This window comes from Actinomadura bangladeshensis, from assembly GCF_004348335.1.
In the GTDB taxonomy this organism is placed as follows: Bacteria; Actinomycetota; Actinomycetes; order Streptosporangiales; family Streptosporangiaceae; genus Spirillospora; species Spirillospora bangladeshensis.
The window spans coordinates 1-7,159 of sequence record NZ_SMJW01000342.1; the positions used below are offsets into that span (position 1 = coordinate 1).

Annotated in this window: 4 protein-coding genes; all 4 read right to left on the reverse strand. The window is 73.2% G+C overall.

The genetic code is table 11. The features are described 5' to 3' along the window. Nucleotides 1-422: DNA polymerase III subunit delta (locus tag E1284_RS36920; protein ID WP_481726580.1), on the reverse strand; the 422-nt coding region annotated here is incomplete at its 3' end. A gap of 18 nt (nucleotides 423-440) precedes the next feature. Beyond that, a complete protein-coding gene (locus tag E1284_RS36925) occupies nucleotides 441-1,364 on the reverse strand; it encodes an S-4TM family putative pore-forming effector (protein ID WP_131944791.1) in 924 nt (307 codons plus the stop codon). 3 nt (nucleotides 1,365-1,367) lie between these two features. After that, entirely contained in the window at nucleotides 1,368-4,577 is a 3,210-nt protein-coding gene (locus E1284_RS36930; protein ID WP_131944792.1) for a WD40 repeat domain-containing protein, read from the reverse strand. Further along, the coding region (locus E1284_RS36935) for a WD40 repeat domain-containing protein (protein WP_207924169.1) at nucleotides 4,574-7,159 on the reverse strand (2,586 nt) is incomplete at its 5' end. The genes E1284_RS36935 and E1284_RS36930, both read right to left, overlap by 4 nt.

Here is a 7,159-nt window from a genome sequence, read left to right on the forward strand (position 1 = left end):
GCCCGGCGGATCTCGGCCCGCACGAAGTCGACCCGCTCCCCCACCTTGGTCACCTTGGGGCAGGAGATCTTGCGCGCCTTGAGCTTGGTGAGCCCGTCCACCAGTGCCTTGCCCTTGGCCCCGCCCGGGTGGACGGCCACGAGCACCACTTCGTCGGCCGGGTTCTCGGCGTACCTGAGCACCTCGGCGGTCAGGTCCTTCCCGAGGTCCTGCGCCGACCGGATGACGAGCACCTTCCCGCCCCCGAACAGCGACGGCGACGTCAGCTCGGAGATCCGCCCGGGCTCCAGCCCGCCGGGCGCCAGATCGATGACCTCCGCCTCCGGGTCCCCCGCCCGCACGGACGCGACGACCTCCCCGATCGCCCGCTCCGCGAGCAACTCCTCGTCCCCGACCACCAGCACAATGGGCTCAACCGACACCCCTGCAGCATGCCACGCTCAGGACGGCTCCGTGCCGTCGAGGAGCACGGCGACGCCCTCCGCCGTGCTGCGTGCGGAGGCTCCCCGCCGCAGCCGGTAGAAGGCCCCGGGGATCTTGGGGCCGTCCCGGCGCAGCAGGTAGGCGGCGTCCTGGACGCGGCGGCAGTCGGCGGGGTCGAGCCCCGCCGGATCGGCGCGGTGCGCGTCCCACAGGTTCTGGATCTCCCGCAGCACCTCCTCCCGCCGGGCGGCGTGCCGCCAGTGGGCGCCGGCCAGCTCGACGCAGTCCAGCAGCGCCGGGCAGACCGGCAGGAACAGCTTGACCAGGTAGTCCGCCAGGCTCATGTCGCGGTAGAGCGCGAGCCCCAGCCCGACCCCGAACCAGCCCAGCCCCGCCGCCACGAGCGCGCCCCCGTAGGCCCGGTGGTCGCGCAGGCTCCACACCATGCTCTGGCGCTGGCATAGCAGCACGTCGCCGGGCCACGGGACGTCTTCCACGTCGATGCCGAACCAGCCGCGGTACCGGTCCGGGCGGCGTATGCGGCCGGTGGCCGCGACGACCTCCTCCGGGGCGGGACGCGGGCCGGCCAGCGCGGCGTTCCACGGCAGCCCGAACAGGTCGGTCTCGTAGAGTTCCTGGACCGCGGCCGCACGGCGCACCGCCCGCTCCTCCAGCCACGCCAGCCCAGTGCGCGACGCCACCAGCCACGCCGCGCCCAGGGCGGCGAGCGTCTCGCTCCCCGCCGGGAAGAACACCACCGCGACCGGCGCGACCGCCGCGATGAGCAGCGTCCCGGCCATCCGGGCCCGCCGCCACCGCTGGGACCGGTGGTACAGGTCGCTGTAGGCGAGCAGCCGGCGAAGGTGCCGCGCCTCGTCCTGCCGCCGCCCGATCCGCGACGGCTCACCGCGCGGCACGGGACGCGTCACCCCGGCTGCCACGGCTCAGCCCTCCACCGGGCACAGCGGCCGGTCACGCGTTTCCTCGGGTGCCCCCGGCACCACGTCCCCGACGGTGGGGCTCTTTCCGCTCCAGCCTCCCAGGCGGCAGGCGCGCACGGCGAGTGCCGCCGGATCGATGACCATGTCGAGCCGCAGGGCGCTGAAGCCGAGCGCGAAGTGCAGCCCCTGGGAGTCCTGCCAGGTGGTGAACGGCGGGTTGCTCTCGTCGGGGAAGCGGACGCGCAGCAGGCTTTCACCCGAATCCGGGTCGATGACGCCTATGTAGCCGGTCCGGGCGGAGAACACGACATCGTTCCCGACGGCGGTCAGCGTGTGGACGTAGGCGGACTCGCCCGGCAACGTGCGCTCCGTCACGTCCTCTCCGCTCACCTTGTAGGCGAACATGTCCCCGGACGGCCCCGCACCGACCACGGTGCCGTTCGCCGTCACGGCGGCCAGGATCACGGCATGCGAGCCGAGCGGGAGGGGCCGCCCGATACGGCCTCCGGCATCCAGCGGCCACAAGCGCATACCGGCCCCGGTGCAGCCGATGACCCTGGCGCGCGGGGGGTCGACGGCCAGGCAGGCGGCCGGGGCCTCCAGCCGCCTCTCGGAGATCTCCCGCGGCGGCGCCGTACCGTCATAGGCGTAGCCGACGAGCCGGTCAGGCCACGCCACGAAGAGCCGTCCGTGGTCCTCGTCCAAGGCGACCACCGGACGCCGGGAGCCGGGCCGCCCGCTCAGCTCCGCGAGTTTCTCCAGTTCACGGTCGCCGTCGTAGCGCCACACCAGGACCCGCCCGTCCGACGTGACCAGGGCCGCCGACCTCGTACCCGCGCTGAGGACGCCCGGCGCGAGACTGAACTTCGCCGGGAAGGAGAGTTGCGCGTGCACGTGCCGGGTCTTCGGGTCGTACACCGTCAACCACGCCCGTGGCGGTTGCAGACCCGTGAGGAGGAGCATCTTGCCGTCCGGCAGCATGGCGGCGCCGTACACCCCGGCCACCCACTGTCTGAACATGCGGTGATCGGCCGCGTCGTGGACGGCGAGAACGCCGTCGTCTGCGGGCGTGACGGTCGTGGCGCCGTCCGCGCTCACCGCGGCCATGCTGCGAGCGCGGGCTCCCAGTCCGATGATCGCGTTGCCTGCGAACAGTCCCCCGTCGAGGAGGTAGTCGGTGGCGAACGTGGCGAGGCCGTTCACAGATGCGATCCAAAGCCCGGCCGGCGTCATGCCCACCGGACGGCCCCCGATCCCGACGAAGACCGGTTCGCTGAGCCGTTTCCCGCTGCGGGGGTCCAACGGAGTGATGTAGCCGTTGACGGTCACCGCGAACGCGGTCTTTCCCTCCAGGTCGTAGGCGATTCCACTCCCGGGAGACTGCAGGTCGACGGCGGCAGACCGTTCCGCCTCCTTGCCGTCCGCGCGCCAGAACGAGGCCTCGCCGCCGACCCCGATCAGCGCCACCGACCGGCCCTTCGGAGCGAACTCCGCTGCGGCGATATCGGTGCCCTCCGCAAGACGCACCGGTGGTCTGTCCGCGGTGCCGCGCCATAGCAGTGCGCCGTCGCCCGTGGCGGCTGCCAGGTCCCGTCCGTCCGGGGAGAACGTGAGCGCCCTGACCGTGGTCTCCTTCTCCGGGAGCGGAAGGACACCGGTGCGGCCGGACGGTGCCAGGGCGACCGTCCGGGTGCCCGTTGAGCGGCCGGCGTAGGCGAGCGTCTTCCCGTCCGGGGCCAGGGCCAGCGCCGTCACCGCGCCCTCTGTAGCGACCTTTCGCGGGAACTGCGGCGCGTTCTGGCCGAGCGACCACACCGCGATCCCCGGCGTGTCACCGGCCGCGGCGGCCGTGCGGCCGTCGGCGGCCATCACCAGCGACCGCAACGGGTGAGGAGCGCCCCGCAGCAGTCCGCGCAGGCGCAGGTCGGCGTAGACCGAGTTCAGCAGAGCCGCGCGGGCACCGGTACCGCCCGGGGAGATCCGCTGCGCGGCCAGCGCCTGAAGCAGGGCCTTCGCTGGTTCCGCCGTCGCGTGCTCGCGCACCTGCCCGGCGAGGGTGCGTGCCAGCCGTACGCTCTCCTGACGTTTCGCGTCCCCGGCGGAGTCGCCTCGCTCGTGCACGGCGTATCCGCCGGCGACGGTCAGCAGCGCGACCAGTACGCCGACCGTCGCCCACCGCAGCGGGCGGCTCGGCCGCCTGCGGACCAGCCGGAGCGCCGTGGCCACATCCGGGGCGGGGATTTCCGTCGACGGCCGGACGCGCAAGCGCGGGACCCGCCGCAACAGGGCTCCGGTGCCCTCCGGAACGCGCTCCATGCCCAGCACCAGGCGCTTGCCGTTCTCCTCCGCGAAGCGGACGAGTTCGGCGGTGTCCCCGACCGGGACGAGACGGCCGCCCCCACCCAGTCCGGCGACGACCGTCGATGACGGGTCGATGCGTGTTCCGGCGGCGAGCGACTCGGCGAGCACGGCGAGGGGCGCGGCGAGCGGCGTCCTCGGCACGCTGCTCAACACGTGGCCCTTGGCGGCCACGAGCCGCCATCGCACGGCCGCCGGCGTCCCGCCGGCCGACGCCACCGTGACCTGCGCCATCTCGGCGCAGGTTTCCGGATCGATCTCGGTGAAGGCCATCTCCCGCGGGCACGGCCACGCGCCGGGGACCCGTCCCTCGGCGAACTCGACGGCTTCGGCGACCAGTGTCGCCGGCTCGTATCCTTCGCGGCCCCGTACCGGGACGCTCATCAAGGCCGAGCGCGATCCCGCCCCACCCGGCTCGCGGAGGAACGACTCGACCAGGTCCCAGACCTGCGCGTGCGCGACCGAGCCGTTGGCGGGGTCCGCGTCCGTCCACTCGGTGAGGGCCCGTTCCCAGCATTGTCCCGCCTCCGCATGCCGTCCATGGCGACGGTGCCGGGCGGCCTCCACGGCGTACAGGACGGCGTGGAGCCGCCGGATGAGGAAGGGGTAGGGCGGCCCCGAGGCTTCGAGCTTTTCCCGGACGGCCTCCGCGAAAGGCCCTTCGCGCAGCCTGACCAGAGCGTCCACATCGTCACGGACGGCGCGCTCAGCGGCCGGCAGCAACCAGGGAACGCCGATCAACTGGGTCACGATCACGTTGGCCGGCTGGAGCGTGCCCTTGGAACGCCTCCTGCCCGTGGCCTTCTCGCACTGCTGGACGGCGGCGGCCAGCCTGGCCGGTTCATGTTCCCTCAACGGCATACGGCGAGCGCCTCCCGTCGGCCCATGTGCGCCTCGCCCGGAACGGAGATGTCCGGGTCGGTCCGGGCCTTCGCGGGCAGCAGCGAGCACGCCCGCCGTACGAGCGCACTCTCGGACAAGCCGAGCACGGCGAGACGACCGCTCGCCGCGCCCAAGACCGCGTACCGGCCGTCCCCGGTGAAGGCCGCGGTGTAGTACGGAACCACCGGCGCGTCGGTTTCGCGGTCCGCCGCCATACCGTTCACCACGGCGATCTCTCGTCCCCCGTCCGCGGCGATGAAGCGGACGGCCCCGGCCACACTGGGCACCAGCCAGGTGTGCCGGTCCGGCGAGACCGTGATGTCCCTCACTGTGACCGTGAGCCGGACAGACGGCTGTGCGCCGGTCTGCCGCAAGTCGAGGTCGGTGATGTGCAACTCACCGTTGTTCTGGCCGGTGAGCAGCGTTGAGGCCGATAGGGGAACGGCCACCGCCAGTCCGTCCGGGAAGTCGATTCTCCTGGCGGCCCCGCCGCGCAGCGGCACGATGCTCGCGTGGTCGCGGTCATATCCGATGATCAGTTCATCGTCGCGGCCGGCGAAGAGCAGGGCTCGCACGGCTTCGCGGTCGGCGGACGGGATCTCGTTGAGCAGACGTCCGTCCCGCAGGCTCCATACTTCGGTGGTGCCCTGCAGGTCGCCGATGGCGACCCTGGCCGCCCGCCGGTCGAAGGCGATCGTCAGAATCCGTCCCAGGCCGTGCGGTACCGGCTCCCCGAGCACTCGTCCGGCCTTGCCCCGGTCGAGGTCCGACACCACTGCGCGGCCGTCCATGTGACCGGTGACGATCGTGCGCCCATCCGGTGCGACGGCCATCGAGATGATCGGACCGTGCTGCTTCAGATCGATGGTCTGCACGACGCGCAGGCTCGGCACGTCGGCCACGCGGACCAGTCCGTCCATGCCCGCGGTGATCACCCGGCTCGGATGCCGCGGATCGGTGGCCACCTGCGTCACCACGCCCTGGTGGAGGGGCGGCCCGGACGGCATCGACCAGTCGGTCGCATGCCAGGCGTCGGTGAGCGCCGCCAACCGCCCGCCGGCGGAGTCGAACTGCGGTTGCGCACGGAACATCATGCCGGGCCCGCCGAGTTCAGGCCCCCGCCACTCCCCGGTGCTCAAGTCGAGAACCTTCAACGTCGACTGGGCATCCGGCCTCCCGGCCCCCGATGAGCCGACCACCAGGCGGTCGCCGTCCCTGCCCGCCGCAAGCCGTATCACCGTCCGTCTGTCCTTGACCCGCCGCACGACCTTCCAGTGCCGTGTCTCCCACACCACGACACGTCCGAGTTCGGGCCCCTTGTCGGCCAACGGCGCCCGGCGACCGACCGCCAGTACCCGGCGGCCATCGGCCAAGCGCGCCATGGCCAGCGCGTACGCGCCAACGAAGACACCGTGGTTGGCCGGGAGCAGGGTTCGCTCGCGCCTGCCGGTCGAGGCGGCGTACACACCCGCCTCCACCTGCCCCTTCTCGGCGCTCGTCACGGCCACCGAGTCGTCGTCGACGAACACCACATCGGTGGGATCGGTCACCGGCAACCGGGCGAGGGCCTCCGCCGGCAGCGCGTCGTACCCGCCACCGCGGCGCGCCGCCACCGCCGTCAACCGCCAGATCGACACGCCCGGGCCGGCCCGCTGGACGGCGAGCAGCCTCCCATCGGGCGACACCCTCAGGCGGTCGACCCGTCCGTGTGACGACGCCTCCTGGACCGGCCGCGGGACCGGACCCGTGATGTCCCAGCGGACGACGAGCCCCTTGTCGTCTCCACTGATCAGCGTCCTTCCGTCGGGTGTGAAGGCCAGTGCGCTGACCCCCGCGCCGCCGTGGCCGACCGCCCGGAAGCGGCCACCGCCGGGTTCCTGGACCCGGACACGGTGCCCGTTCCCGCCGACCGCGATCCTGCGTCCGTCCGCCGATACCGCGACCGCGCCGGCGGGCCGTCCGCTGGACACGACGCCGCGCAGCCGCGGGTCCACCGCCGCCACCCGCAGCAGCGCGTCGCTCGCGTCCTCGCTCCCCGGCCCGATCCGCTGCGCCGCCAGTGCGGCGACCGCGGCCCGGCCGGGATCTGTGCGGGCGTCCCGCTCCACGATCGCGGCCAGTTCGCGCACCCGCCTGGCGTCCCGCTCGTCGTGCGCCCGCCCGACCGCGTAGGCGGCGATCCCTCCGAGCACGACCACGACCAGCAGGGGCACCATCCAGTACGGATGCCGGGACGGATGGATCCGCATCGTCGAGAGGGCGGCGGGGACGTCCTCGACCACCTCGGCCCGCAGGTCGGGCCCTCGCTCCTCCGCCTCCGCCCTGGCCCTGGCCCAGTTGGCGGGGGACACCAGCAGCGTGAGCTCTCGATCCGCCACCGCGAGCATCTTGCGCTCGATCTCCGTCACCTTAAGGAGCGTGCCGTCCCGGGCCACGTTGGCGCTCAGTACCATCCGGCGGTTGTAGGGGGCGCGGGCATCGGGCGTGAGGCCGTGCACGTAGGCCAAGGCCATCGCCATCGCCCCGCCCGCCGATCCCCCGCCGACCGTGGGGAC